Origin of the sequence: Pseudoxanthomonas daejeonensis (assembly GCF_022637495.1) — a bacterium.
GTDB lineage: Bacteria > Pseudomonadota > Gammaproteobacteria > Xanthomonadales > Xanthomonadaceae > Pseudoxanthomonas > Pseudoxanthomonas daejeonensis.
The window spans coordinates 1,321,317-1,346,221 of sequence record NZ_CP093331.1; the positions used below are offsets into that span (position 1 = coordinate 1,321,317).

Sequence of the window (24,905 nt, forward strand, 5' to 3'; positions counted from 1 at the left end):
GGACAAGGACGCTCCCGTGAACGAGGTTTCTCCCGCCGCTTCCCGCCGCGTCCGTTGGCGCGCGCCTGTCGCCGCACTGCTGGTGCTGGCGCTGGGAGTGGCCGGCTGGTCCGGATGGCATGGCTGGCACCAGCGCCAGCAGCAGGCACGTGTGCAGGCACAGGAGGACGCGCGCCAGATAGATGCGCTCGGCCAGCGCATGGACACGCTGCGCGGCGACCTGCGCGCGCAGGGCCGACTGCTGCAGGATGCCGCCGCGTCCAACCGCGTGCTGCGCGACGAAGTGCTGGGCCTGGGCCAGCGCAATGCGCTGCTCGAGGACACCGTGGCCAGGCTCGACGCGAACAGTCGACAGGGCCACCAGGCCCTGCGCCTGGACGAAGCGGAACTGGCGCTGGTCGCGGGCGCGCAACGCCTGCACCTGGCCGGCGACCTGGATGGCGCGCGCCGCGCCTATGCGCTGGCCGCAGGCATGCTCGACGACCTCGACGATACGGCCGTGCTCAACCTGCGCCAGACTCTCGCCGCGGAACGCGCCGCGCTCGATGCGCTCGGCCCCGGTCCGCGCGCGAACCTGGCCCGGCGGCTGCAGGCGCTCGATGAAGCACTCGGGCAACTGCCTCGCGAGCCGTCCGTGTCCGCCACGCGGCAGGCACGCCTGCCACTGTGGCAGCGCCTGCTTTCGCCGTTGCTGGAAATCCGGCCCTCAGGCAGCAACGCGCTCATGGGCGCCGCGCAGCGTCGCGAGGGCGCGGATGCGCTGCAGGTGGAGCTGACCCTGGCGCGCGCGGCCCTGGAACGCGGCGACGTTGACGGCTTCCATACCGCGCTGAACCGCAGTGCGGCGTGGATCGCCCGCTTATGGCCTGATTCACCTGCGCTGCACGATGTTCTCGGTGAACTGGATTCGATGCGCGAGGCACCGCTGCAACCACAGTCGCCGCTGCTCGACAGCACGCTGCCGCAGCTGCGGGCCCTGCGCGACGGGAGGGACGCGCCATGAACATGAAGCCGTACCGTTGGCTGGTCGCGCTGCTGGTGGTCGCCGTGCTCGGCGTGCTCGGGTCGCAGTGGCTGGCGCAGCACAACGCCTCGGACCTGGGCCAGGTGATCGTGCGCAGCGGCGGTTACGACTACAGCACGACGCTGCCACGCGCGGCGTTGCTGCTGCTGCTGGCGTGGCTGGTGCTCGCTGCCGCATGGTCCTTGCTGCGCCTGCCGTTCCGGATCTGGGGCCGCTATCGCAAGCGCCAGGGTCGCGCGCGACTGATCGAGGGGCTGCGCGCGCTGCAGGGCGGCCACTGGCTGCGCGCCGAGCGTCTGTTCGCCGCAGCCGTGGACGACCCCGAAGTCGGCGCGATCGCGCTGGCCGCTGCGGTGCGCGCGGCCGACGGCCGCGGCGATCCGGCCGCCGCCGAAGGCTGGCTGACCGCGCTGGCCACACGCGATCCCGCCGCACACGCGATGCTTGCCGGGGAACGCCTGCTCGAACGTGGCCTGCCGGTCGATGCGATCAATGCACTCGACGTCGCCGCCGCTCAACCGCTGCCGCCACGCGGACTGCTGTTGCGCACGCGCGCGCTGAAGAGCATCGGCCGCGCCGGTGAAGCCTATGGCCTGCTCGGCGCGCTGCGCCAGCAGTCGGCCTTGCCCGAAGCGGAGCTGGCACGACTGGAGATGGAACTCGCCACCCAGTCACTGCGCGAAGCCGCCGATGCCAACCTGCTGGCCGAGCGCTGGGAAGCCATGCCCAAGCCGTTGCGCACCGAACCACCGGTGGTGGCCGCCTATGCCGCCCGCGCCGCCGCGCTGCGCTGGGACGAGGCCGCGCTGCGCCATCTCGAGCAGGCGCTGGACGCGCGCTGGGACGAGTCGCTTGCCGACCTGTATGGAAGCCTGGCGGTCGGCCATGTCGATTCGCGCCGTGCCAGCGCCCAGCGCTGGCTGCAGGCACATCCGGCCAGCCCGGCCCTGCTGCTGGCGCTCGCGCGGCTTTCGCGCAAGCAGGGCCAATGGCTGCAGGCGCAGGACTTCCTGCATCGCGCCATCGCCCAGGGGGCGGGTGCGGAAGCATGGGAAGAAATGGGTGCCGGGTTCGCTGCGGCCGGCGAAGAAGGCCTGGCGCGGCGCGCGTATGCCAACGCATTGCATGCCGCACGTGGCGAAGCTGCCGAGGAACTTCCTGGCCGCGACCTGCGCGAGAAGATCTACGACCTGGCGGTGGGCGAGGACCGCGACGCGCACGGCATCCCGCGACTGAAGGACTGACGCGGAAGCTCAGCGGCCCGGGTCGGCTGCCGCATCGGCGGCGGCCTCGACATCCCCTGCAACGCCTGCGTCCTTCCCGGCCATGGAGGCCATCGTCCTGCGCGCGTCTCCCTGTTCCACCAGCGCGAGCTGCTGGGCCACTTCGGATGCGTACTGGGCACGCGCATCGGCATCACCCACCAGCTGCGGCGGCAACGGCTGCAGGCGCTCGAAGCGTGCGCGGGCGGCATCGAAGCGCGAGGACCGACGCTCCCATTCGCCGCGGATCAGCTGGCAGTACAGCCATTGCTCGTCGCGCTGCGTGTGCGCGGCATCATCCGGACAGGCGGCGGCGAAGGCGGTGGCGGCAGCTTCCACGTAATGCGGGTACTGCGCCGGCGACGCTTGCCAGGTCGCGCGCATCAGGGTGCCGGCGCGATCGACCAAGGACACGCCGAGCGCCTCCTGCAGGGACGCCGCCAGCCAGTATGTCGTTTCGGTCTGGCGCAGCTGCTGGTATGCCTGGCCCTGGACGAAGGCGGTCAGCACCTCCAGTTCCGCCGGGCTGAAATCATCGCGATACATGACGAAACCGTTGCCGGGGCATTTCGCCAGCGGCCACGGGGACATGATCGGCCCGTAGGCCTGGCCGTCCAGGTAGTGGCCGAAGGCCGTCCCCGAGCCTGCCGTTTCCTGGCGGAAGCGCTCGCCTCCGACGGGGCACTGGTAATCCATCTCCATGATGGTCAATGCCTGTGCCGGTCCGGCCGCGACCACCGCCAGCCACACCCCCGCGCACGCCCACGCTGCCATCCGGCTCATCCGCGCCCCTTCGCGTCTTGTCCGCGATCCACGATAGCAGCACGGTGCCCCGAAACGCGGAAGGGCGGCCAAGCCGCCCTTCCGGTGGACAGGATCCTGCGCTCAGCGTTCGACGATCGCGACCACACCCATGCCGCCGGCCGTGCAGATCGAGACCAGTGCGCGGCCACCCCCGCGTTCGGCGAGCTGCTTGGCGGCGGTCGCGATGACGCGAGCACCCGTGGCGGCGAAAGGATGGCCGGTGGCCAAGGAGGAACCGACCGGGTTGATCTTCTCCGGATCGATCCGGCCCAGCGGCGCATCCAGCCCCAACCGGTTGCGGCAGTAGTCCTCGCTCTCCCACGCGCGCAGCGTGCACAGCACCTGCGCGGCGAACGCCTCGTGGATCTCGTAGAGGTCGAAATCCTGCAGCGTGAGTCCATGCCGGCGAAGCATCTCCGGCACCGCGACGGTCGGCGCCATCAGCAGGCCTTCGCCATGGACGAAGTCGACAGCGGCCACCTGCGCGTCGCGCAGGTACGCAAGCGGCTCGTGGCCATGCGCACGCGCCCATTCCTCCGACGCCAGCAGTACCGCGGCGGCACCATCGGTCAGCGGCGTGGAATTGGCCGCGGTCAGCGTGCCGCGACCGGAAACCTTGTCGAATGCCGGCTTCAGCGTCGCCAGCTTTTCGAGCGTGGTGTCGGCACGCAGGATGTTGTCGCGCTCCACGCCGCGGAACGGCGCGATCAGTCCGTCGAAGAAGCCGCGCTCGTAGGCCGCGGCCAGCTTGCGGTGCGACGACACCGCCCACTCGTCCTGCGAGTCGCGCGAGATGTTCCACTGCTTGGCCATGTCCTCGCAGTGGTCGCCCATGCTCTTGCCGGTGCGCGGCTCGGCCACGCCGGGGAACTCGGGCTTCAGCTCGGCCAGCTTGAAACCCTTGAACGCGGCGATCTTGTCCTTGGTGGTTTTCGCCCGGTTGGCGGCCAGCAGGCGCGCGCGCAGCTTCTTGCCGTAGACGATCGGCACGTCGGAGGTGGTGTCCGAACCACCGCCGATGCCCGACTCGATCTGGCCGACCGCGATCTTGTTGGCGATCGTGATGATCGAATCCAGGCTGGTGCCGCAGGCGCGCTGCAGGGTGATGCCGGGAGTCAGCGGCGACAGGCCCGACGACAGCGCCGCCTCGCGGCCCAGGTTCCAGTCCGACGAGTGCTTGATCACCGCGCCCATCGCCACTTCGCCCAGCTGCTGGCCGTGCAGGCCGAAGCGCTCGACCAGCGCGCCGAGGGTCCGCACCGACATGCCGAGGTTGCCGACGTCCGAATAGGCGGTGTTCTGGCGGCAGAACGGGATGCGGACGCCGCCTAGGATGGCGACGGGACGGACGGCTGGCATGCGGTGACCTCGGTCGGATTCCGTTCGTGGGGGCGGCCTGCATACGCGGCCGAATGCATAATGCGCAGTGTAGCCCCGACCCGTCAGGCGGCCAATGATCCAGACCCACCCCGGCATGAACGAAGTGACCGCGCGCACGGCCCGTGTGTGCGACAACGCCCGATGGAGGCAGGCGCATGGCTGAAGCGATATTCAGGGGCGCGTTCGCGCTGGAGTTGGCCGGCGGCGCCGAACCCGGGCACGCCGCGTTGCCGCCGGAGCAGGCCGGCGAACTGGCCACCCGGGTCGGTCGCGACCTGGCGGCGCTGGTTGAGGGCGTATCGGGCCTGGACCTGGTCCTGGCTGCCGCACACTTCGATCCGGCCGAATCGCTGCGCCCGGGCTGGCCACTGCACCAGCGGCTGCAGGAACTGCATGCGCGCGCGCCCGGTCGAGACCAGGGTCCGCGCGTGCTCGCCTTCGGCGCCGATGCCGAGGGCGGGGTGCCGATGCCGTTCCAGGCCGATCCGGCGCTGGCTGGCGGCGGCCTGCGCGTGCTGCCGTTCGTCCTTGTGGGCGCCGCGGATACGGTTTCCGCGGTCGCCGAAGCCCTCGAGGAAAAGTTGCTGGCCCTGGGCATGGCCCAGCCCGATACCGCCCTGGCCGCGCAGGACGGCTTCGCGGCACGGATCGAGCACGCCCGCTATCTCAGCGTGCACGACCTCGCCGCGATGATGGCGATGCAATACGACAACCAGGGCCTGGCGCCGTTGTGGAACCTGGTCGAGGCCGCCTTGCTCGCCCCCCACGCGGTCGAGTGGCTGGACCAGGGCGCCGAACCGCTGCTGCGGCTGGAGAATGGCGAAGTGCGGATGGCGCTGTTCGATCCGGCCGGCTGGTGCATGCACTACCAGGGCGGTGAAGGCGATTGCGACCGGCTGCAGCGCGTGTACGAGCACTTCCTCGCGCGTCAGCGCCAGTTCGCCGCCGTGCTCGAAGCACACGGCATCCCGGTGCTGTTCGTGCATTGCGACGGCCAGCAGGACGCGCGCGCGCAATTGCAGTAGGTCGTCACGCCGTCCCGCGCCCTCGCATCACGGCATCACGGCATCGCGGCCCCGCCGCTCAACGGTCGCCGGTCACCGCGCGCGGCGGCCGGCATCCTTCTTCGATCGCCTCGACCGCTCCGCGCCGCGGAGCTACTGCACCACCTTGATCACGCCACAGGCAACCCGCGCGCCGGCATTGCCGGTGGGCTGGGTGTGGTAGTCGTCCGGTGCGGCATGCACGATCACCGCGCGGCCGGCGATGTCGTTGGCCGCTCCGCCGCCCAGGGTGACGCCGCGCAGGTGCACGTTGACCCTGGCCACGCCGCCGGCATCGCTGGTGATGTTGTCCATGTCGCCGGCATGGTGGATCGGGGTGCCGGCACGCCCATGCGCGCTGGTGGCCGGATTGAAATGCCCGCCGGCGCTGGTCGCGTCGACCGCGCTGCAGTCGCCCTTCTCGTGCACGTGGAACCCGGACTGCGTGTTCGGTACCAGGCCGCCGACTTCCCCGCTGATGTGCACGCCGTCGCCCATCGGGGCCAGGGTCAGCTTGCCGCTTACCCGGCTGCCCGAGGCCGAGGCCATGACCGCGACCGCCTGCTGCGCGGTGCTGGTGGCGACGGGCGGCGCCGGCGCGGCGGGCGGCGTGCTGCTGCAGGCAGCCAGGACGGCGAGTGAACCGAGCAGGCCGAGGGGGACGAATGCGGTTCGCATGGTGGAACTCCAGCGGGAATGGACGAAGTAGCCCCGAGGATAAGCCGCATGGCAGTTCAGGCGGCATGAACGTGCGCGCGCCGTGGCGCGCGGTGCGACCCGGCGTCAGCGCCGCTTGCGCCCCGGCCCGAGCTTGCGGGTGACCGTATTGCGGCCGACGCCCAGCAGCGCCGCCGCTTCCACGCGCCGGCCGCCGGTGTGCTGCAGGGCCGCGTTGAGCAGCGCCTGGTCGAAACGGTCGCGCGCCTCGGCGTGCAGGTCGCGCGCGCCGGCCTGCAGGCAGTCCAGCGCCCACTTGCCGAGCTGTCGATCCCATTCGGCCGGCGGCACCGACGCCGCCGAGGCAGCCGGCACGACCCCACTCGCCGGTGCCTGCACTTCGTCGAGATCGTCGACGGTGATGGTCTCGCCCGGCGCAAGCGCGGCCAGTCGCCAGCACAGGTTCTGCAGCTCGCGTACGTTGCCGGGCCAGTCCATCGCCTGCAGCGCAGCCGTCGCTCCGGCGTCGAAGCGCTTGCCGCCCGCACCGAGCTTGCGGGCGGCGCGGTGCAGGAAGGTATCGGCCAGCAGCGGGATGTCGGCGCGGCGCTCGCGCAGCGGCGGCAACTGCAGTCGGACCACGTTGAGCCGGTGCAGCAGGTCGGCGCGGAAGCGGCCCTGCTGGACCAGCGTCTCCAGGTCCTGGTGGGTGGCGGCGATCACGCGCACGTCGACGCGGATCAGCTCGCGCCCGCCGACGCGGAAGAATTCGCCCTCGGCCAGCACGCGCAGCAGTCGGGTCTGCAACGAGGCGGGCATGTCGCCGATCTCGTCCAGGAACAGGGTGCCGCCGTTGGCCTGCTCGAAGCGGCCGACATGGCGCTTCTGCGCGCCGGTGAATGCGCCGGCCTCGTGGCCGAAGAGCTCGCTTTCCAGCAGTTCGGCGGGGATCGCGGCAGTGTTGAGCGCGACGAACGGCCCGGTCGAGCGCGGCGATTCGCGATGCAGCGCGTGCGCCACCAGCTCCTTGCCGGTGCCGGTCTCGCCGGTGATCAGCACCGACAGCGGCGCCTGCGCCAGCCGGCCGATCGCGCGGAACAGCGCGCGCATCGCCGGCGTGTCGCCGATCAGCTCGGGAGCCCCGGCCACCGTTTCCGGCGCCGGCTCGGGATCGGCGGCGGGAGCGGCGATCGCGCTCGCCGGCAAGGCTCGCGCAGCCAGCGCCACCGCATCGTCCAGGTCGAACGGCTTGGACAGGAATTCGTGCGCGCCGCCGCGAAACGCGCTGGCGGTGCTGGCCACGTCGGTATAGGCCGACATGACGATCACCGGCAGGTGCGGATGCGCGGTCTTTAGCCGGTCCAGCAGCTTCAGTCCGTCTTCGCCGGGCATGCGCACGTCGGTGAACAGCAGGTCCGGCGCCCCGCGCACGCGCAGTGCCGCCAGCGCGCTGGCCGCGTTCTCGAAGCCGTCGACCTCGTAGCCGGCATCGCGCAACGCGGTGGCCAGCACGAAGCGCACCGAGCGGTCATCGTCGACCACCCAGACGCGTCGGTTGTCGGCGCTCATGGCGACGCTCATGCGGTGGGTGCTCCTTCGGATTCGTTGTGCGGCAGCAGCAGGGTGAAAACGGTATGCCCGGGGCGCGAGCGGAAGGTCAGCGAACCGCGGTGCTCGCGCGCGACCTGGTGGGCCAGGGCCAGGCCCAGGCCGGTGCCTTCGGCGCGACCGCTGACCAGGGGCAGGAACAGGTGTTCGGCCAGTTCGTCGGGCACGCCGCGGCCGTCGTCCACGATCTCCACCCGCAGCGCGCGGGCGTGCAGGTGGTCGCGGATATGCAGGCCGTTCTCGACCCGGGTGCGCAGGATGATCGTCGACGCGCTGGCCTGCTGCGCGTTGCGGACCAGGTTCCACACCGCCTGGGTAAGGCGGTCGGCATCGCCTGCGAATTCGGGGATGCTGGGGTCGTAGTCGCGCTGCACGCGCACCGTCCAGCCGCCTTCGGCCTCGGCCAGGCGCAGCACGCGCTCGAGCACGGCATGGATGTTCAACGGCGCATGCGGTCGATGCGGCGCCGGCGACAGCAGCTGGTCGACCAGCTGGCTGAGGCGATCGATCTCCGCGCCGATCAGTTCGATCAGTTCGCGCTCGCCCGTCTCCTCCGGGCGCTGGCCGGCGCGGCGCGACAGCAGCTGGGCGGCGCCCTTGAGCCCGGCCAGCGGATTGCGCAGCTCATGGGCCAGGCCCTTGAGCGCGGCCTGCAAGGCGCCTGGGAGTGCCCGGGCCGGGTCGGGCTCGGCGAACGCATCGGCCGGATGGGCTTCCAGCAGCCAACCGTCGGCCGTGCGGGTGACCCAGCCATCGGCGTAGCGCGGCGCTTCGCCGGGCAGTCCCAGCGCGATCCGGTGCAGGCGCAGCACCTCGCGCTCGTCCTGTTCCAGGAAGCGGGCCAGGGCATCCCCGTCCAGCTCGAGCGCCGCCAGCGGCTGGCCGAGCAGCCGCCGCGGACCCACCCCCAGCCAGCGCGGGAACGCCGGGTTGACCCCGGTGATGCGCGCCTGATGGTCCGCCCAGGCCACCGGGGTGCCCAGCTGTTCGAGGGTGGGGGCTGCGGGGGTCACGGCGTCCATTGCACCAATTTAGTGCATAGAGGCGTGCCGTGCGATATCCCCCCGGTTGCGGCGTCAGCGGACCCGGCGCGCCTGCAGCACCAGCGAATGCAGGATGCGATGGTCGTCCTGGTCCAGGACCTCGGCCTCGTCGCCCCGGTAGTGGCGGCGGTATGCACGCACCGTGGCGGCGCGGTCGTCGAGCGGGTAACCGATCGCCTGCAGCGCCAGCCAGGGATCGAAGTCCGGGGGCGGGATACCGTCGGCCGGATCGGGCCACAGGCCGAAGCCTGCGTCGGCCAGTTGCCGCCACGGGAAACGCGGCCCCGGATCGCGCTTGCGCGTCGGCGCCATGTCTGCATGCGCGATGACCGCGTGGCGCGGGATGCGCAGCCGCGCGCTGACGTCCTCGAGCAGGCGCAGCAGCGCATCGATCTGCGCGGGCGGGAAAGGCTCAGTGCCATCGTTGTCCAGCTCGATGCCGATGGACGCCGAATTCAGGTCGTCGATCGTGCCCCAGCTGCCACCCCCGGCATGCCAGGCGCGGCGCGAATCCTCGACCAGCTGGTACAGCGACCCGTCGGCACCGACCAGGTAATGCGCGCTGACCGGCCCGCCGCTGTTGGCGGTGCGCAGCGTGTGCAGGCTCTGCGCCACCGACTCCTGCTCGGTCGCATGCAGCACCACCACGATCGCGCGGCGCGCATCGTGGTTGGGCGATGGCTCCCACTGCGCGAGCGGATTGCGCACCGGTGCCGGCGCGCAGGCGCACAGCAGCAGGGCGGACATCAGGAGGGAGAACCGGTGAAGGGCCATGGCCCATTGCAGCGGCAGCCGGCGCCAATGGCAAGCGCGGGCCGCGGATCGGGGAAATGAGGGGGAACACGGGATCACCTCGGCGATGGCGGATGCGCTACGCCCCCCGGCAGCGCGCTTGGCAGTAACCGCCCGGGGATGCGGCCGACCACGCCGGCCGCATCGGGAGGAACCGGCCCACGGCTGCACCGTGGGCCGGGTATCGCTTGACCGCCGTATCAGGCCTCGTAGGCCGACTCGCCGTGCGAGGTGATGTCCAGGCCGATGCGCTCGGACTCCTCGTTCACCCGCAGGCCGAACACCAGCTTGGCCACGCTGAAGCCGATCACCGAGACGAGGCCGATCCAGGCGATGGTCAGGCCCACGCCCAGCGCCTGGGTCGCTACCTGGGAAGCCATGTCGAAGTCCTCGCCGCCCTGGCCACCCAGCGCCGGCGAGAAGAACACGCCGGTCAGGATCGCACCGACGATGCCGCCGACCGCGTGCACGCCGAACACGTCCAGGCTGTCATCCGCACCCAGCAGCTTCTTCAGGCCGGTGACGCCCCACACGCAGATCACGCCGGCCGCAAAACCGATGGCCACCGCGCCGAACGGACCGACCAGGCCCGCGGCCGGGGTGATGCCGACCAGGCCGGCGACCATGCCCGAGGCCACGCCCAGCGCCGAGGACTTGCCCTTGACCAGCTTCTCGGTCAGCGACCAGCCCAGCACCGCGGCGGCGGTGGCGACCAGGGTGTTGAGGAAGGCCAGCGCCGCGCCGGCGGTCGCCTCGAGGTTGGAGCCGGCATTGAAGCCGAACCAGCCCACCCACAGCAGCGAAGCGCCCACGAAGGTCAGGGTCACGTTGTGCGGCTTCAGCGCGGTCTGGCCATAGCCCAGGCGCTTGCCGATGAAGTAGGCACCCACCAGGCCCGCGACGCCGGCATTGATGTGCACCACGGTGCCGCCGGCGAAGTCCAGCGCGCCCTTCTCGAACAGGAAACCACCGGTCGCCCACACCATGTGCGCCAGCGGCAGGTAGCCGAACGTGAACCAGATCACCGAGAACAGCAGCACCGCCGCCAGCTTGGCGCGTTCGGCGAAGGCGCCGACGATCAGCGCGCCGGTAATGCCGGCGAAGGTCGCCTGGAAGCCGACGAACACGTACTCCGGCAGGCTCACTCCCTCGGTGAAGGTGGCCGCCAGGGTGTCGATGGTGACGCCCTTCAGGAACAGCTTGTCGAGGTTGCCGATCCACGCGCCCTCGCCCGAGAAGGCCAGGCTGTAGCCGTAGACGATCCACAACACCGTCAGCAGCGAGAACACCACGGCGACCTGGACCAGCACCGACAGCACGTTCTTCGCGCGGACCATGCCGCCGTAGAACAGGGCCAGGCCGGGCACGACCATCAGCAGCACCAGCATGGTCGAGGTCAGCATCCAGGCGACGTCGCCCTTGTCGACGACAGGCTCGGCGGCGGGCGCTTCGACTGCAGCGACTGCGGCGGCGACGGCCGTGTCGGCCGCCGCTACGGCAGCCGCAGCCGCCGCATCGACTTCACCGGACGTACCAGCGGCCTCATCGGCAGCAACGGCGGCCGCTTCGGCAGCCGACGGCGCGGCGGGTTCCTGCGCGATCGCCGAACCGGCGAACGTGGTGACCGCCAGCGCGCTGACCAGCATGGTCAGGCAGATGGCATAGAACCGGGCTTTCCACCCGGACAGCAAACGGATGTTCATGGGCTGTGCTCCGAGTGGTGGTTAGAGCGCGTCCGCGCCGATCTCGCCGGTGCGGATGCGGATGACCTGTTCGACCGCGGTGACGAAGATCTTGCCGTCGCCGATCTTGCCGGTGCCGGCCGACTGCTGGATCGCTTCCAGCACCGCATCCAGGCGCTCGTCGGTGACGACGGTTTCGATCTTGATCTTCGGCAGGAAATCGACGACGTATTCGGCGCCGCGGTACAACTCGGTGTGGCCCTTCTGGCGACCGAAGCCTTTGACTTCGGTCACGGTGATTCCCGACACGCCCGCCTGGGCGAGGGCTTCGCGCACCTCGTCAAGCTTGAACGGCCGGATGATTGCGGTGATCAGTTTCATGTTCGCATCCCGATGGTGGAGGGTCCGGCCTTGCGGCCGGCGTTCGGAACCCCGGGGAACTGCCGGGTCAAGAAGGACCCGGCGTCCCGGTCGACATGGCCGCTCCGTGACGGCGGCGGCGCACCGATTCGCAGGCTGCACCCGACTTCTTGGGGGAGGTCATGCAGGCCCGTGAATCTCTCTCTTGCTTCCCCTGTGCTGCGTGCTGCTCTCTCTGCTCAGGCGCCGGCGCGAGGCCGGCCCAGTGCACGACGCGCGCGATTCCCCAACCGCGCGCGCCGGCTTCCCACTCAGTTGCCGTAGTACAGCTGGTATTCCAGCGGGTGCGTGGCCGCGCGGAACTTGGTCACTTCCTGCATCTTCAGCGCGATGTAGCCGTCGATGAAGTCGTCGGTCATGACGCCGCCGGCCTTGAGGAACTCGCGGTCCGCGTCCAGCGCCTCGAGCGCCTGGTCCAGGCTCGAGCACACCTGCGGGATCAGCTTCTCTTCTTCCGGCGGCAGGTCGTACAGGTCCTTGTCGCTCGGCGCGCCCGGGTCGATCTGGTTCTTGATGCCGTCCAGGCCGGCCATCATCAGCGCGGTGAAGGTCAGGTAGCCGGACTGCAGCGGATCGGGGAAACGGATCTCGATGCGGCGCGCCTTCGGGTTGGACACCCACGGGATGCGGCACGAGGCCGAGCGGTTGCGCGCCGAGTAGGCCAGCATCACCGGCGCCTCGAACCCGGGCACCAGGCGCTTGTAGCTGTTGGTGCCGGAGTTGGCGAACGCGTTGATCGCCTTGGCGTGCTTGAAGATGCCGCCGATGTACCACAGCGCCATCTGCGACAGGCCGCCGTAACCGTCGCCGGAGAACAGGTTGGTGCCGCCCTTGGCCAGCGACTGGTGTACGTGCATGCCGCTGCCGTTGTCGCCGACGATCGGCTTGGGCATGAAGGTGGCGGTCTTGCCGTTGCGGTGGGCGACGTTCTTGATGATGTACTTGGTGGTGAGCAGCTCGTCGGCCTTCTTCACCAGGGTGTTGAACTTGGTGCCGATCTCGCACTGGCCGGCGGTGGCGACCTCATGGTGGTGGACCTCGACCTCGATGCCGGCCGCTTCCAGCTCCTTGCACATCTCCGAGCGCAGGTCGTGCAGCGAATCGGTCGGCGCGACCGGGAAGTAGCCACCCTTCACGCCCGGGCGGTAGCCGGTGTTGCCGCTTTCGTACTTGGTGCCGGTGTTCCAGGCCGCCTCTTCCGAATCGATCTTGAAGAAGGTGTGGCCCATGTCGTTGGCGAAGCGCACCGCGTCGAAGATGAAGAACTCCGGCTCCGGGCCGAAGAACGCCACGTCGGCGATGCCGAGCGACTTCAGGTACGCCTCGGCGCGCTTGGCGATGCCGCGCGGGCAGCGCGAGTAGCCCTGCATCGTGGCCGGATCGAGCACGTCGCAGGTCAGGATCAGGGTCGGGTCGGCGGTGAACGGGTCGAGCACCGCGGTGTCGGCGTCGGGCAGCAGGACCATGTCCGATTCGTTGATGCCCTTCCAGCCGGCGATCGAAGAGCCATCGAACATCTTGCCGTCCTCGAACAGCGACGCTTCCACGATGCTGGCGGGGAAGGTCACGTGCTGCTGCACGCCGCGCATGTCGACGAAACGCAGGTCGACGAACTCGACCTGGTTGTCCTTGATCAGCTTCTCAACGTTTTCCACGGACATCGCGTGCAACCTCGGGGTTGTTAGGTATCGATGACCTAGCAGGGCGCATGCCAACCACGGAGCGAATCACAAGTTGTTGATTTGACTGAACGTCGAGGTGCGAATGATGCAATTGCACCATTCGGGTGCATCAATTCGGTGCATGCTTAGAACCTTTTTGGTGCATGGAGGGCGAGGGGCGGATTGCTTATCCTGTGCGCCCTTCTTCCCGCCCGGTTCCCGTCGTGTCCGACCTGTTCGCCGCCCTGCTGCTGGGCATCCTCGAAGGCGTGACCGAATTCCTGCCGATCTCCAGCACCGGGCACCTGCTGATCGCGCAGCACTGGCTGGGCGCCCGCTCGGATTTCTTCAACATCGTCATCCAGGCCGGCGCGATCCTCGCGGTCACCCTGGCCTTCCGGCACCGCCTGTGGGAGCTGGCGACCGGGCTGGGCCAGCCGGCGAATCGCGATTACGTGGCCAAGATCGGCGTCGCCTTCCTGGTCACCGCGCTGGTCGGCCTGCCCGTACGCCTTGCCGGCTGGGAGCTGCCCGAGACGGTGACCCCGATCGCCTGGGCGCTGGTCCTGGGCGGCCTGTGGATGCTGGTGGCCGAACACTTCGCAGAAAAGCGCGGCGACCTGGCCACGGTGACCTGGAAGGTGGCCGTGCTGGTCGGGCTGGCCCAGGTCGTGGCAGGAATATTCCCCGGCACCTCGCGCTCGGCCGCGGCGATCTTCGTGGCGATGCTGGCCGGCACCAGTCGCCGCGCCTCGGCGACCGAGTTCGTGTTCCTGGTCGGCATCCCGACCATGTTCGCCGCCAGCGGCTTCGCCTTCCTCGAACTGGCGATGGCCGGCGGGCTCGGCGACGAGGACTGGTCCTCGGTCGCGGTCGCCTTCACCGCCGCGGCGATCACCGGCTTCGTGGTGGTGCGCTGGCTGATGGGGTATATCAAGGCACACCGCTTCACCGGTTTCGCGATCTACCGGATCGTGCTGGGCCTGCTCCTGCTGGCGCTGATGCCGGCCGGGGCCTGACCGGCGACGTTCACGCCCGGCGAACCCCGGCGGGCGCATCCAGCCGTTGTACCGATACGTGCCGCATCCCACTGCCGGCCCCGCGGCCGGCCCGCACCGGAGGTCCCATGAAGCTCCCGCACACCCGTAGCCCGCTGGCGCTCCCGCTCGTCCTGCTGCTGCCCCTTGCGCTGGCCGCCTGCACCAAGCCGGCGTCCGACTCCGCCGAACCGCCCCCGGGCGAGCTGCCTGCCGCGGCCACGTCCGATCCGGCCGCGCCGCCGACGATGGCCACGCCCGGCGACACCGCCGCCTTGCTGCCGGCCTTCCACTGGAAGCTGGCCACCGCCACCGATGCCCAGGGGCAATCCATCGAGGCCCTGCTGGTACGCGCCGATGCCCCGCTGCAACTGGACTTCGCCGACGGGCGGCTGGCGGTATCCAACACCTGCAACCGCATGTCCGGCGGCTTCACCCTGGCCGGCGACACGCTGAGCCTCAGTCCGATGGCGTCCACCATGATGGCCTGCTCCGATCCGAAGCTGGCGGCGCTGGACGCGGAGGTCGGCAAGCGCCTGGCCGGCACGCTGGGTGTCGCCAGCACCGCCGGCGACACGCCCGAGCTGGTGCTGACCAATGCCGGCGGCGACCGCCTGGTGTTCCAGGGATCGCCCACCGCGGCCAACCGTTTCGGCGGCCCGGCCGAACGCGTCTTCCTCGAGGTCGGACCGGAAACCAAGCCGTGCAGCCATCCGCTGATCCCGGACAAGCAGTGCCTGCAGGTGCGCGAGATCCGGTTCGACGAGAACGGCCTGCGCGCCGGCGAGCCGGGCGAGTGGCAGAACTTCTTCGACGAGATCGAGGGCTATACGCACCAGCCCGGCGTGCGCAACGTGCTGCGCATCGACCGCTACACGCGCAAGGACGTGCCGGCCGACGCCTCGAGGTATGCGTACGTGCTGGACATGGTCGTGGAGTCGGAGCAGGTGAAGCGCTGATCGATCCGGCCAGCGTTTCGAGAGGACGGCCGCCTTCGCGCGGCCGTTCCTTTTTCCGGTGCTGCACGCGGCCGTGCGAGCTCGCCCCCTGGCGGACGATGTGCTGCCGTACCCGGCAGCGCCCGATGGCGGGACCAGCCCCTGTGCCACTCGCGCCGGACCGGCGCTACGACAGCGATGGATTCAGGCTGTAGGTGCCGTAGACCGACGCCTCGGCCAGCACGTGGCCCTGCATCGCGCGATGCACGTCGCCGGCGGTGAAGCGCGCCGGCAGGTCCAGCGTGGCCACGTCCAGGGCGAACAGGCGGAAGAAGTAGCGGTGCACGCGCAGGTCGTTGAACGGCGGATACGGGCCGTCGTAGCCGAAGTAGTCGCCGCCCATCTGCGCGTCGCCGGCGAACCAGCCGGTGTAGTCGTTCAGGCCCTGGCGGGCGCCCGGCAATCCGGGTGGCGAACGCTTGCCCTTCGCCGTGATTCCGTCCGAGCAACTGCCGGCGGCGACCAGGCGCACGTCCGCCGCGATGTCCGCCACCGCCCAGTGGACGAAGTCCGCGCGCGGCTGTTCGACCGGGATCTGCAGGTCTTCGCGGCCGACCGTCTCCGGCACGGTCGGCGCATCCGGATCGATGCACAACAGGGCGAAGGAACGGGTGCCGTCGGGCACGCCGTCCCAGGCCAGGTGCGGATTGCGGTTGGCGGCGAATCCATCGGCCTGGCCCATGGCGAACTCGGCCGGAATCGAACCGCGAGGATCGAAACTGTCGCTCCCGATGCGCATGCTCGGCTCCTTTGGATCAGGCGTCAGGGTAGCCCAGCCGCGCCGCGACTGGCGCCAGGTGGGCGAACGGACCGGCCAGCAGATCGGCGTACGCACGCCAGCGACCCGGCGGCATGCGCCGTGGCGCGGGCGGCGGCGGCGGCAGCTGCACCCCGAGCGCCTGCCCGACCACGGCGGCCAGCTGCGCCGGCGCATCCAGCACCCCATCCAGTCGCATCAGCAGGTGCGGATAAAGATCCTGCTCGTGCAGGTCAGCCAGCTGTTCCAGGCCCTGGGCCAGCCATGCCGCGGCGGTGTCCGGATCGTCCAGCGCCAGCGGCACCGGCGACCCGCTCGCCAGCCAGTCCAGCAGCATGTCGCGCGGATCGCGCACCGCCACCATCAGCAGGCCTTCGGGCAGGTGCGGCCGCAAAGCCAGCAGCAGGGCGTTGTCCCACCAGGTCAGCCAATCGATCACGTTGCCGTCGGCGATGCCGCGCGCGGGCAGCTGTGCGCGCCACTGCTCGACCAGCTGTGCCGGAGCGAGCGTGCCATCGCGCAACGCATGCGCCGATGCGGGTGCGGCCAGCGGGTCGGCGGGCGCCTGGTCGCTGAAGCGGTCGCGCAGCATCGGGCCGGCCGCCAGCGTATCGACGACGCGCTCGATGCCCGAGCCCGGCAGGCCCCACAGCAGGATGGGATGGCCGGTGCCGGGAACGGGCGTGGACAGCGCCGGCCAGCCGGCGTCCGGCGCCGGCGCAAGGACGGGCAAGGCCAGCCGGTTCGCGCCGAACTCGGCGTGCAGGGATCGCCACTGGGCCAGTGCGTCGGCGGGGCGTCCGGCGCGATCGAGCAGGCGACCGAGCCAGCCGCGCATCGGCGTGCGCGTCTCTTCCGAAGCCTGCGCGGCCACCGCCGCGCGTGCGCGGTTCACGGCCGCGTCGGGATCACCGGCCAGCAAGGATTCGGCCAGGAACTGCCCCGCCGCCGGATGCGCCGGCTGCAGCTCCAGCAGGCGGGCCGCGAAACGGCCGGCGCCTTCCAGGTCCGCGGCGCGGTCGCGCTGGAACATCGCCGTCTCCAGCGCCGGCACGAAGTCGGGCATCGCCCCGAGCCAGCGCTCCAGCACCTGTTCGCCCTCGGCGGTGCCGGGAGTTTCCAGCGCCAGTCGCGCGGCCCACAGGTCGCCGGCGTCGCGGTGCGTCGCCAATGCCGCCTCCAGCGTCGCCTGGGCCTCGTCGCGGTCATCACGTTCGCGCCACAGCTGCATCAGCCCCTGCAGCACCGCGCGATCGGGACCCGCGGCCAGGGCACGGCGCAGTTGCTCCAGCGCCTGGTCGGTACGCCCGGCCTGCAGCGCGTACAAGCCGCCGACGCGACGCAGCGCCGCCGTGGCGGTCGCCTCGTCCTCGAGCAGCGGCGCGACCAGGTCGGCCGCCTCGTCCATCCGGCCCTGCGCGGCGGCCAGCTGCGCCAGCAGCGGGCGCAGCGCGCGCGCATCGGGCAGCAGTTCGGACACGCGGCGGAAGGCCTGCTCGGCGAACGCCCAATGGCGCTTGGCCAGGTAGCCGAAACCGAGCACCGAGAGCAGCTGCGGATCGTCGGTGACCTTCGCGCTTGCCGCCGAGGCCAGGGCCAGGGCGCGATCGGCATCGCCGCCGCGCAGGGCCAGCAACGCATCCAGGGCGGCCAGGCGCGGGTGCTCGGGATCGATCCGCGCGGCGGTGCGGCTCAGCCGCTCGGCTTCGGCAATGTCGCCGCGCGCCAGTGCGATCTGCGCCTGCACCAGGTAGGACGGCAGGTGGTTCGGGTCCAGGCCCAGGCTCTGGCCCAGCGCATCGCGGGCCGCATCGTTGTCGCGCGAGCGCAGCAGCAGCGCGGCGCGCTCGAAGTGCAGGCCCGCGTCCTCCGGTGCCAGCAGGATCGCCTGGTCCAGCGCGACCAGTGCGGCCGCCACGTCGCCGGCCTGGGCCAGGGCGGTGGACAGCGCGCGCTGCGCCTGTGCGTCGTCGGGGGCCTGGGCCACCCAGTCCTGGGCCAGGGCCAGCGCCTCGTCGACGGCATCGCGCTTCAGCGCCTCGTGGATCCGTTCCAGCATTTCGGGGTCTTCCGCGGAAAACCCGCAGTTTACCGCGCCCGTCGCGGGTGACCGCTGTTCAGCGGCCCGGCAGGGCGGCGCGCAGCCGTTCGGCGACCCAGCGCTCGGCGAAACCATCCCCGTACAGGTTCTCCACGAACGCGCAATGCCCGCCCCAGCGGGCCACTTCCAGTTGCGCCGTTGGTGGCAGCCGCCAGCGGTGGAAGTCGTCGAACGGGATCACCGGGTCGTCCTCGGCCATCAGGATGTTCGCCGGCACGCCCAGCGTCGCCAGCCGGTCCCCGGCGATCGAGTAGCTGTCGAAGTAGTCCTCGACGCGGCCGAACCCGGCATAACGCTGGGCCAGCCACGCGGTCAGGCTGCGCATGTCCAGGGCCAGGGTGGCGTCGTCGTAGCGGTGCTGCTCGGGAAACAACGCGCGCTTGCGCAATAGCGAGGTGCGCCACTTGCGGCGGAAATACCAGTCGTAGATCTGCGGCGCGCGTTCCATGCAGGCCATGGTCGTGGCCGGATCGACTAGCGGGCAGACCGCGGCGATCCGCCGCAAGGGCAGCCCGGCCACCTCGGCGCGCAGGCCCACGCGCAGCGCGAAGTTGCCGCCCAGCGAATACCCGGCCACGACCAGGTCGCGCACGCGCAGCAGGCGAACCATGTCGGCGACCGCGTGCACCACCTCGTCCAGGCGGTTGGAGTGGAACAGCCCTTCGTTGAGGTGATGCGTGTCCCCGTGGTCGCGGAAGTTGAGGCGGAACACATCCATCCCGTCGGCCAGCAGGCGCGCCGCGGTCAGTCGCATGTAGCCCGACTCGGCACTGCCTTCCCAGCCGTGCAGCAGCAAGGCGGTACCGCGCGCTTCGCGACCCGGGATGTGGCTGTGCCAGCCCTGCAGGCGCGCGCCACCGCCGCCGTCGAGGATGTGCTCGGTGGTGGTGGCGCCGCTGGCGAGCAGTGCGCGCAGTCCGCGCCGCCGGCGCAGCGCGCTGGAACCCAGCACCGATTGCAGGTGCGGATTGCGCAGGAGTCTGGGGGGCTGGTAGTCGGCGGCGTTGAGCATGGCGGGGGTATCGGGCGACGGGCGCCCGGGACCATTTTGCACCGCAGCATCCGGGGCGCAAGTGCGCCGGTGGTGCCTCAACGTCCCATTACCGTCGCCTCAACCGGCCATGGCCGCCACGATCCGCTCCCGGGCCAGTTCGGCGATGCGGCGCCGGCCGTCGACATCGCCCGGCGCGACCGGGGCGAGGAAGTGCACCTCGGCCACGCGTGGGCGCTCACCGAGCAGGCGCAGGAAGTTGGCCAGGAAGCTCTCCCGCGGCGCGAACGCGACCACGGTCTGCGCGTCGCCGCCGTTTCCGTACCGCAGCGCCACCGGCTGCACCGGCACCTGCGCATCGACGGCGGCCTGGAAAATCCGCGCATGGAACGGCCCCACTTCCTCGCCGCTGCGGGTACGCCCCTCCGGGAACACGCCCACCGCGCGCCCCTCGCGAAGCCGGCCGACCATCAGTTCGATCACGCCGTTGAGCGAGTCGGTGCTGCCACGCTGGTGGAAGATGGTCTGCCCGCGCGCGGCCAGCCAGCCCACCAGCGGCCAGCGGGCGATCTCGCTCTTGGCCACGAACCCCATCATCCGCTGGCTGTGCAGGGTCTCGATGTCGATCCAGCTGACATGGTTGGCCACGAACAGGGCCGCGCCCGGCAGCGGCGTGCCGAAGCGGCGCAGGCGGAAGCCGAAGATCCACAGCAGCCCGGCCGACCACGCGCGCACCGCGCGATCGCCCAGTGTCTCCGGTCCCCACGCGATGCGCGCGAACGGTGGCGCCAGGCAAAGCATGGTCAGCGGCAGCGGCAGCAGCAGGTGCAGCAGCAGCAGCGGAATGCGGTAGAGGTAGCGGCAGATGCGCGCAAGGCCGCCAGCCGGTCGTCGGGAGCGCCGGGGGGCACGTGGGGGGGTGGGGTTCATGGTCGCGCACGATACCGCGCCATGGCGCGTCGTGGATATCGCGCCGCGATGCGAAGCCACGCCGGCGACGAAGGACGCCATGTCGGAAGGATCGAGCGGACGCGCCGCTGCCCGGCCGGTCCGCCCACGGCAGCCATCCGGCGCGACCCCCGACCGCTGTCCGTCGTGCCTACGCCGGGCTCGACACCGGCACCACGGCCAGGGTCAGCCGCGATACGCACACCGCGCGGCCACGTGCGTCTTCGATCCGGATGTCCCAGACCTGCGTAGTGCGGCCGACGTGCAGCGCCCGCGCGGTGCCGGTGACCGTGCCCTCGCGTGCCGCCCGCAGGTGGTTGGCGTTGATCTCCAGGCCCACCGCCATCTGCTCGCGCGTGTCCAGGCACAGGTTGCCGGCGCTGCTGCCCAGCGTCTCGGCCAGCACCACCGAGGCGCCGCCATGCAGCAACCCGTAGGGCTGGCGCGTGCGCGCGTCGACCGGCATGGTCGCCCGGACCCAGTCCTCGCCGGCTTCGGTGAAGACGATGCCGAGGTGCTCGATAAGCGTGCCCCGGCTGAGCGTGTTGAGGGCTTCGATGGAAACGGGGGCGCGGAAGACCATGGCCGGATTCGCTTTCGGGGATGGCGAAGATTATCGCCGTGGAGGTTCGGGTGCGGATGGATTACCGCGCTGCAACCTGGAGCGGGCAACTGGTGTGGCCTTGGGCACGCCCACCGCGCATCGGTTCACGCGAGCGCTTGCCGCCGGACCAGGCGCCGGACATGGCGAGTCTGCTTGCCGCGCTGTGCAGGTCTAAAGCATCCGCTTCGGTGGGCTGCCGGGCCATGGGGGTATCGCGGCAGCGGACATGGATGTCCGCTTCGGCGCGTCGGCACAAGGACGTGCCGCCGTGCCGACCGCGGTACCCCTGGCCTGCCGCAGACCAGACCGGAGCCGACCGCTCCGCAAGGATCAGAGGATCGGCACCAGTCCCGCGCCGAAGGCGGTCAGCATGCGGGTGAAGATCGTCTTCGGCCCCAGGCTTACTTCGGGGAAGTCGCCCGCCGCCACGTAGCACCGGTGGAATGCAGGGTCGCGGCGCGACACAGGGAGGGGACAATCCGGACCGGGCTGGAATTCATAGTTGGTGGCGTAGCGCCAAGGCCACAGATCCAGGATCGGCGAAGCCTCCAGCACCTTGCCCATGCTGTAGTTCAGTCCGGAAAGCACCGGCGGCTTTTCCCGCGGCGCCACCGTCCACGAATTTCCCGGCGCGATGTCGCGCTCGATGCTCTGCGCCAGTGCTAGCGCGAAGGCGGGGTCGTCGATCACCACCACCGCTTCGGTGTTGTAGGTCTCGCTGCGCGGATCGAAGTTGTGCGTGCCGACCACGCCGATGCGGCGGTCGATCACCACCGATTTCGCGTGCAGGCCGGTGCGCGGGCCCTCGCCGCTGACCGGAACCGGGCGGTTGGCCGGCGCGCTGGTGCGCAGCAGCGACGGACGCGTTTCGGTGCGCAGCTTGTCCTCGACCTGGCGGTCCTCACTGGCGCCACCACTGCCGCTGCTGCCACCCGGCGCTTCGCTGCGCGCCACCGCGGGCGAGGCGCCGGGATCGCCCGGCTGCCAAGCACCCAGCTCGGGATCCACCGGTGGATCGGCAGGGAACGGTTTGTATTCGAAGATGTCGAAGCCCAACTCGCGCACATGCCTGCGCTTGTACTTGTAGGTCAACGCGTAGACCACGGGGTTGTCTGTCGCTGCCAGGCTGTTGGTGGACACCACCACCCTTGGAGGCTCGGGTCGGGCACGCAGGTCCCGGAAGATTTCCAGCGCACTGTCTGACAGGACCAGGTAAGGCGTCTGCAGCAGGATCTCCTCCTGCGCGCCAGCCAGCAACCCGGCCAGCCCGGAGACGCCCGCGCCGTCGGGGTCCGGCCCTTCGTGGTGCTTCTGCGGCACGTCGGCCAGGTACGTCACCTCGCCCACCGCGATCGCGCGCGCCACCAGGCGCGCATGCACCATCTCCGCGTCGGCGGCGGCGCGCGACATCATTTCCACCCGCTCCGGCCGCTGCGACGGTGCCGGCGGCAGCGGAGGAACGCCCTGCGCCAGCAACACATGCGCGACATCGTTGAGGCGCTCGGCCGGCACGCTGCGCGGATCGGCCCAGTACTCGGCGAAGTTGCGCTCCATCTCCCGCACCACCGGCCCGGCGACGAGCACGTCGCGGTCGCGGAAATTGAACTCCGCGTCCCAGTCGTAATAATCGTCCTGGTAGTTGCGCCCGCCGGCGATGGCGACCGCGTCGTCGATCACCAGCAGCTTGTTGTGCATGCGCTGGTTGAAGCGGCGGAAGCAGCAGATCACGCTGGCCGAGTAGTGCATGTAGTTGGGCATGGCCAGGCCGAACGTGGGGTTGTAGATGCGCAACTCCAGGTTCTGGTGCGCGCCGGCCAGCGCGGCCAGGATCTGCAGGTCGGCGATGGCCGACAGCTGGTCGATCAGCACCCGCACGTGGACCCCGCGCTTGGCAGCCGCCAGCAGCTCGTCGATCACCAGCCGCGCGCTGTCGTCCTTGTCGAAGATGTAGGTCTGCAGGTCGATCTTGCGGGTCGCGCTGCGGATCAGGTTGATCCGCGCCAGCAGCGCGTCCCCGCCCTCGTCCAGGATCAACACGTGATGCCGGGGCGGCGCGTCGGGCCCGGCCGCCGAGGCGGCGAACGCCTCGCCGCCCAGCGCGCGCAGCTCCGACGGGACCGCGCAGCGGTCCGCGCGTTCGCAATCGACCGTGGTGGCGCGCCCGGCCACCGCGATCGCGGCCGCGCGCTCGTGCTGGCGCGGGGTCAGGCTGCTGCAGGCGGCGGACGACAACAGCAGCGCGACCAGCGACGCCCGCAGCAGCAGGGTCACGGCGCGGTCTCTTGCAGGCGCACCCGCACCTCCAGGTGCACCTGGTCGGCCAGGGCGAACTGCCATTCGCGCATGCCGTAGTCGGCCCGCTCGATCGCGCCGCTCACCTGGATGTCGCACTCCAGGCCCGGGCGCGCGCAACCCGCCGGCGCCACCTCCAGCTCCACGTCGCGGGTTACCCCGCGCAGGCTGAGCCGGCCCCGCAACGGCCCGCCGTCGTGCAGCAGCGAGGGTGCATAGGGTTCGGACACGAATTCCATCCACGGATGGCGGATCGCGTCGAAGAAGCTCTGGCTGCGCATCCAGCTGGTGTAGCGCGGGCGGTCGGGGATCATCGCCTCGCTGGTGGCGATCCGCAGGCGCACCCGGTGGTTGCCGTCAGGCAGGTGCTCGACGGCGCCCTGGTAGCGCGGGAACTCGCCGGCCAGGCGCTGGCCGAAGCGGGTCCGGACCTCGAAGCCCAGCCAGCTCCTGGCCGTGTCGAAGGCCACCGTCGGCGACGCCGGCTGCGCGCCGGCCGTGGGTGCGCTCACAACCAGGGCTACGCACAGCAGCCACACATGCAGCCCGGATTTCCACATCGGTTAAGGCCACCAGAACGCCGTCAGCCGGCCAAGACCCGGTTCGATCGGATCCTGCCCGGGAAGTTCCGGCAACGCGAGCACGGCCACGGCCGCCGGCGGCATGCCGCGGTAGTCGCTGGTCTGGCCGCTGTCGAGCAGCGCCACCAGGCGCTCCAGCCCCGGGTTGTGCCCGACCAGCAGCAGGCGTTCGACCTCCTCCTGGCCCTGCAGCAATCCGATCAGGGTGCCCGGGGTGGCTTCGTAGATGGATTCGTCGAGCCTTTGCTCGGCGTAGCCGATGATCCCCAGTACCGCCTCGAGCGTCTCGCGGGTGCGTCGCGCCGGCGAACACAGCACGCGATCGGGCTGCAGGCCCTGTTCGGCCAGCCAGCGGCCGGCAGCTTCGGCCTCGGCCAGCCCGACCGGCGACAGCGGCCGGTCCAGGTCGGCCTGTCCCGGCGAGGCCGGCTCGGCGTGTGCATGGCGCAGCAGAATCACCTGTCTCATCGCGTACTCCCCCCGGTCACGCCTTGGCCAGCCACTTCAGCAACGGCTCCCAGTCTGCCTGGTGCTCGCGTACCTGCGCGGAGTGGTAATCGAACAGGCTGCGGCCCAGCCCGACCAGGACGACGTAGGCCTGGGTATCGCGCAACTGGCCGACCACCGGATACGGCCAGCCCTTGAGCATCTCCAGCGCCTGCTGGCTGGCATTGGTCCGCGGCTTGGTCCGGTTGAGCACCAGCCCGACCGGCAGCTTGCGGTTGTGCACGCGCGGCACCTTGGCCAGCGTGTTGAGGAAGCCCACGGTGGCCTCGATGTCCAGCGCGGAGGGCTGGACCGGCACCACGATCGCGTCGGCATGGTCGATGAAGCTGTCCAGATCGTCGGCCAGCGCGCCGGCGGGGGCATCGATCACGACCTGCTGTGCATCGTCGGGCAACCACGAGCGCCAGGCGCGGCGACGGCTGGCATCGATCGGCAGCACGGCACTTTCCAGTTCCGCGCGGCGCTCGGCCCAGCGCGTGGCCGAATGCTGCGGATCGGCATCCACCAGGACCGTGCGCCGCCCCTGCAGGGCGGAGTGCGCCGCGAGATGCGTGGCGATGGTGGTCTTGCCCACTCCCCCCTTGGAACCGGCCACCAAAATCGTCTTCATGCGCGGTCTGCCTCCGGATTGGCTGTCCGCAGGGTACACCGGCCTCCGTGGAGGCGGTAGGAAGGCCGGGCATGCCGCTGCTATCGTGCGCCGGCCCCCGCCA

23 protein-coding genes are annotated in these 24,905 nt (G+C 70.7%); 5 read left to right on the forward strand and 18 right to left on the reverse strand.

The window, feature by feature from the left end; all coding sequences use genetic code 11:
- The first annotated feature begins 16 nt into the window (after nucleotides 1–16).
- Both MNQ95_RS06030 and MNQ95_RS06035 read left to right on the forward strand, forming a co-directional pair.
- Nucleotides 17–1,003: a uroporphyrinogen-III C-methyltransferase gene (locus MNQ95_RS06030; RefSeq protein WP_162408094.1), complete on the forward strand. Its 987-nt coding sequence runs from the start codon at nucleotides 17–19 to the stop codon at nucleotides 1,001–1,003.
- 2 nt (nucleotides 1,004–1,005) lie between these two features.
- Nucleotides 1,006–2,268, forward strand: a complete 1,263-nt coding sequence (locus tag MNQ95_RS06035; RefSeq protein ID WP_162408238.1) for a heme biosynthesis protein HemY — start codon at nucleotides 1,006–1,008, stop codon at nucleotides 2,266–2,268.
- Nucleotides 2,269–2,277: 9 nt separating this feature from the next.
- Here MNQ95_RS06035 and MNQ95_RS06040 read toward each other — a convergent pair whose 3' ends face one another.
- Together MNQ95_RS06040 and MNQ95_RS06045 are read right to left on the reverse strand one after the other, a co-directional pair.
- On the reverse strand, nucleotides 2,278–3,069 hold the full coding sequence (locus MNQ95_RS06040) for a hypothetical protein (RefSeq protein WP_241954111.1): 792 nt from the start codon (nucleotides 3,067–3,069) through the stop codon (nucleotides 2,278–2,280).
- Between the two features lie 102 nt (nucleotides 3,070–3,171).
- Entirely contained in the window at nucleotides 3,172–4,449 is a 1,278-nt protein-coding gene (locus MNQ95_RS06045) for an acetyl-CoA C-acetyltransferase (protein WP_241954112.1), read from the reverse strand.
- A gap of 176 nt (nucleotides 4,450–4,625) precedes the next feature.
- Here MNQ95_RS06045 and MNQ95_RS06050 point away from each other — a divergent pair, with 176 nt between their 5' ends.
- Nucleotides 4,626–5,495, forward strand: a complete 870-nt coding sequence (locus tag MNQ95_RS06050) for a hypothetical protein (RefSeq protein WP_241954113.1) — start codon at nucleotides 4,626–4,628, stop codon at nucleotides 5,493–5,495.
- Between the two features lie 132 nt (nucleotides 5,496–5,627).
- On the opposite strand, the gene MNQ95_RS06055 is transcribed toward MNQ95_RS06050, so the two are convergent.
- The 7 genes from MNQ95_RS06055 to glnA all read right to left on the reverse strand — a co-directional run bounded on the left by MNQ95_RS06055 (nucleotide 5,628) and on the right by glnA (nucleotide 13,376).
- Nucleotides 5,628–6,191, reverse strand: a complete 564-nt coding sequence (locus tag MNQ95_RS06055) for a superoxide dismutase family protein (RefSeq protein WP_162408098.1) — start codon at nucleotides 6,189–6,191, stop codon at nucleotides 5,628–5,630.
- A 105-nt stretch (nucleotides 6,192–6,296) separates the two neighbouring features.
- Complete coding sequence (ntrC, locus tag MNQ95_RS06060) at nucleotides 6,297–7,751, reverse strand: nitrogen regulation protein NR(I) (protein WP_241954114.1); 1,455 nt, start codon at nucleotides 7,749–7,751, stop codon at nucleotides 6,297–6,299.
- The gene (locus MNQ95_RS06065) at nucleotides 7,748–8,800 is read right to left on the reverse strand and encodes a two-component system sensor histidine kinase NtrB (RefSeq protein WP_202922802.1); all 1,053 of its coding nucleotides are present in this window, start codon (nucleotides 8,798–8,800) and stop codon (nucleotides 7,748–7,750) included. Before MNQ95_RS06065 ends, ntrC begins: the two co-directional genes overlap by 4 nt.
- 54 nt (nucleotides 8,801–8,854) lie before the next feature.
- A complete protein-coding gene (locus tag MNQ95_RS06070) occupies nucleotides 8,855–9,595 on the reverse strand; it encodes an N-acetylmuramoyl-L-alanine amidase (RefSeq protein ID WP_241954115.1) in 741 nt (246 codons plus the stop codon).
- Between the two features lie 218 nt (nucleotides 9,596–9,813).
- Complete coding sequence (locus MNQ95_RS06075; RefSeq protein ID WP_241954116.1) at nucleotides 9,814–11,316, reverse strand: ammonium transporter; 1,503 nt, start codon at nucleotides 11,314–11,316, stop codon at nucleotides 9,814–9,816.
- A gap of 21 nt (nucleotides 11,317–11,337) precedes the next feature.
- A complete protein-coding gene (locus MNQ95_RS06080) occupies nucleotides 11,338–11,676 on the reverse strand; it encodes a P-II family nitrogen regulator (RefSeq protein ID WP_162375855.1) in 339 nt (112 codons plus the stop codon).
- Between the two features lie 290 nt (nucleotides 11,677–11,966).
- Nucleotides 11,967–13,376 carry a type I glutamate--ammonia ligase gene (glnA, locus tag MNQ95_RS06085; RefSeq protein WP_162408103.1) on the reverse strand — a complete coding sequence of 470 codons (1,410 nt, stop codon included), beginning with the start codon at nucleotides 13,374–13,376 and terminating at the stop codon, nucleotides 11,967–11,969.
- A 224-nt stretch (nucleotides 13,377–13,600) separates the two neighbouring features.
- Between glnA and MNQ95_RS06090 the strand changes: the two genes are divergently transcribed.
- Both MNQ95_RS06090 and MNQ95_RS06095 read left to right on the forward strand, forming a co-directional pair.
- The gene (locus tag MNQ95_RS06090) at nucleotides 13,601–14,395 is read left to right on the forward strand and encodes an undecaprenyl-diphosphate phosphatase (protein ID WP_162408104.1); all 795 of its coding nucleotides are present in this window, start codon (nucleotides 13,601–13,603) and stop codon (nucleotides 14,393–14,395) included.
- Nucleotides 14,396–14,529: 134 nt separating this feature from the next.
- Nucleotides 14,530–15,372, forward strand: coding sequence for an META and DUF4377 domain-containing protein (locus MNQ95_RS06095; protein WP_162408239.1), 843 nt, complete (start codon nucleotides 14,530–14,532; stop codon nucleotides 15,370–15,372).
- A gap of 166 nt (nucleotides 15,373–15,538) precedes the next feature.
- On the opposite strand, the gene MNQ95_RS06100 is transcribed toward MNQ95_RS06095, so the two are convergent.
- The 9 genes from MNQ95_RS06100 to MNQ95_RS06140 form a co-directional block, all read right to left on the reverse strand.
- The gene (locus tag MNQ95_RS06100; protein ID WP_162408105.1) at nucleotides 15,539–16,150 is read right to left on the reverse strand and encodes a YbhB/YbcL family Raf kinase inhibitor-like protein; all 612 of its coding nucleotides are present in this window, start codon (nucleotides 16,148–16,150) and stop codon (nucleotides 15,539–15,541) included.
- A 16-nt stretch (nucleotides 16,151–16,166) separates the two neighbouring features.
- Nucleotides 16,167–18,227, reverse strand: a complete 2,061-nt coding sequence (locus MNQ95_RS06105) for a tetratricopeptide repeat protein (RefSeq protein ID WP_241954117.1) — start codon at nucleotides 18,225–18,227, stop codon at nucleotides 16,167–16,169.
- A 58-nt stretch (nucleotides 18,228–18,285) separates the two neighbouring features.
- A complete protein-coding gene (locus tag MNQ95_RS06110; protein ID WP_162408107.1) occupies nucleotides 18,286–19,281 on the reverse strand; it encodes a YheT family hydrolase in 996 nt (331 codons plus the stop codon).
- Nucleotides 19,282–19,380: 99 nt separating this feature from the next.
- Nucleotides 19,381–20,190, reverse strand: a complete 810-nt coding sequence (locus MNQ95_RS06115; protein ID WP_162408108.1) for a lysophospholipid acyltransferase family protein — start codon at nucleotides 20,188–20,190, stop codon at nucleotides 19,381–19,383.
- Between the two features lie 169 nt (nucleotides 20,191–20,359).
- Nucleotides 20,360–20,791 (reverse strand): hotdog fold thioesterase, encoded by a 432-nt coding sequence (locus tag MNQ95_RS06120; RefSeq protein ID WP_162408109.1) that lies wholly within the window; start codon nucleotides 20,789–20,791, stop codon nucleotides 20,360–20,362.
- 351 nt (nucleotides 20,792–21,142) lie between these two features.
- The gene (locus MNQ95_RS06125; protein WP_241954118.1) at nucleotides 21,143–23,083 is read right to left on the reverse strand and encodes a phospholipase D family protein; all 1,941 of its coding nucleotides are present in this window, start codon (nucleotides 23,081–23,083) and stop codon (nucleotides 21,143–21,145) included.
- Entirely contained in the window at nucleotides 23,080–23,616 is a 537-nt protein-coding gene (locus MNQ95_RS06130; protein ID WP_238390220.1) for a YceI family protein, read from the reverse strand. The genes MNQ95_RS06125 and MNQ95_RS06130 overlap by 4 nt, the downstream gene beginning before the upstream one ends.
- A gap of 51 nt (nucleotides 23,617–23,667) precedes the next feature.
- Nucleotides 23,668–24,153, reverse strand: a complete 486-nt coding sequence (locus tag MNQ95_RS06135; RefSeq protein WP_162408112.1) for a SixA phosphatase family protein — start codon at nucleotides 24,151–24,153, stop codon at nucleotides 23,668–23,670.
- Between the two features lie 16 nt (nucleotides 24,154–24,169).
- Nucleotides 24,170–24,802: a ParA family protein gene (locus MNQ95_RS06140; protein ID WP_162408113.1), complete on the reverse strand. Its 633-nt coding sequence runs from the start codon at nucleotides 24,800–24,802 to the stop codon at nucleotides 24,170–24,172.
- Nucleotides 24,803–24,905: the final 103 nt, after the last annotated feature.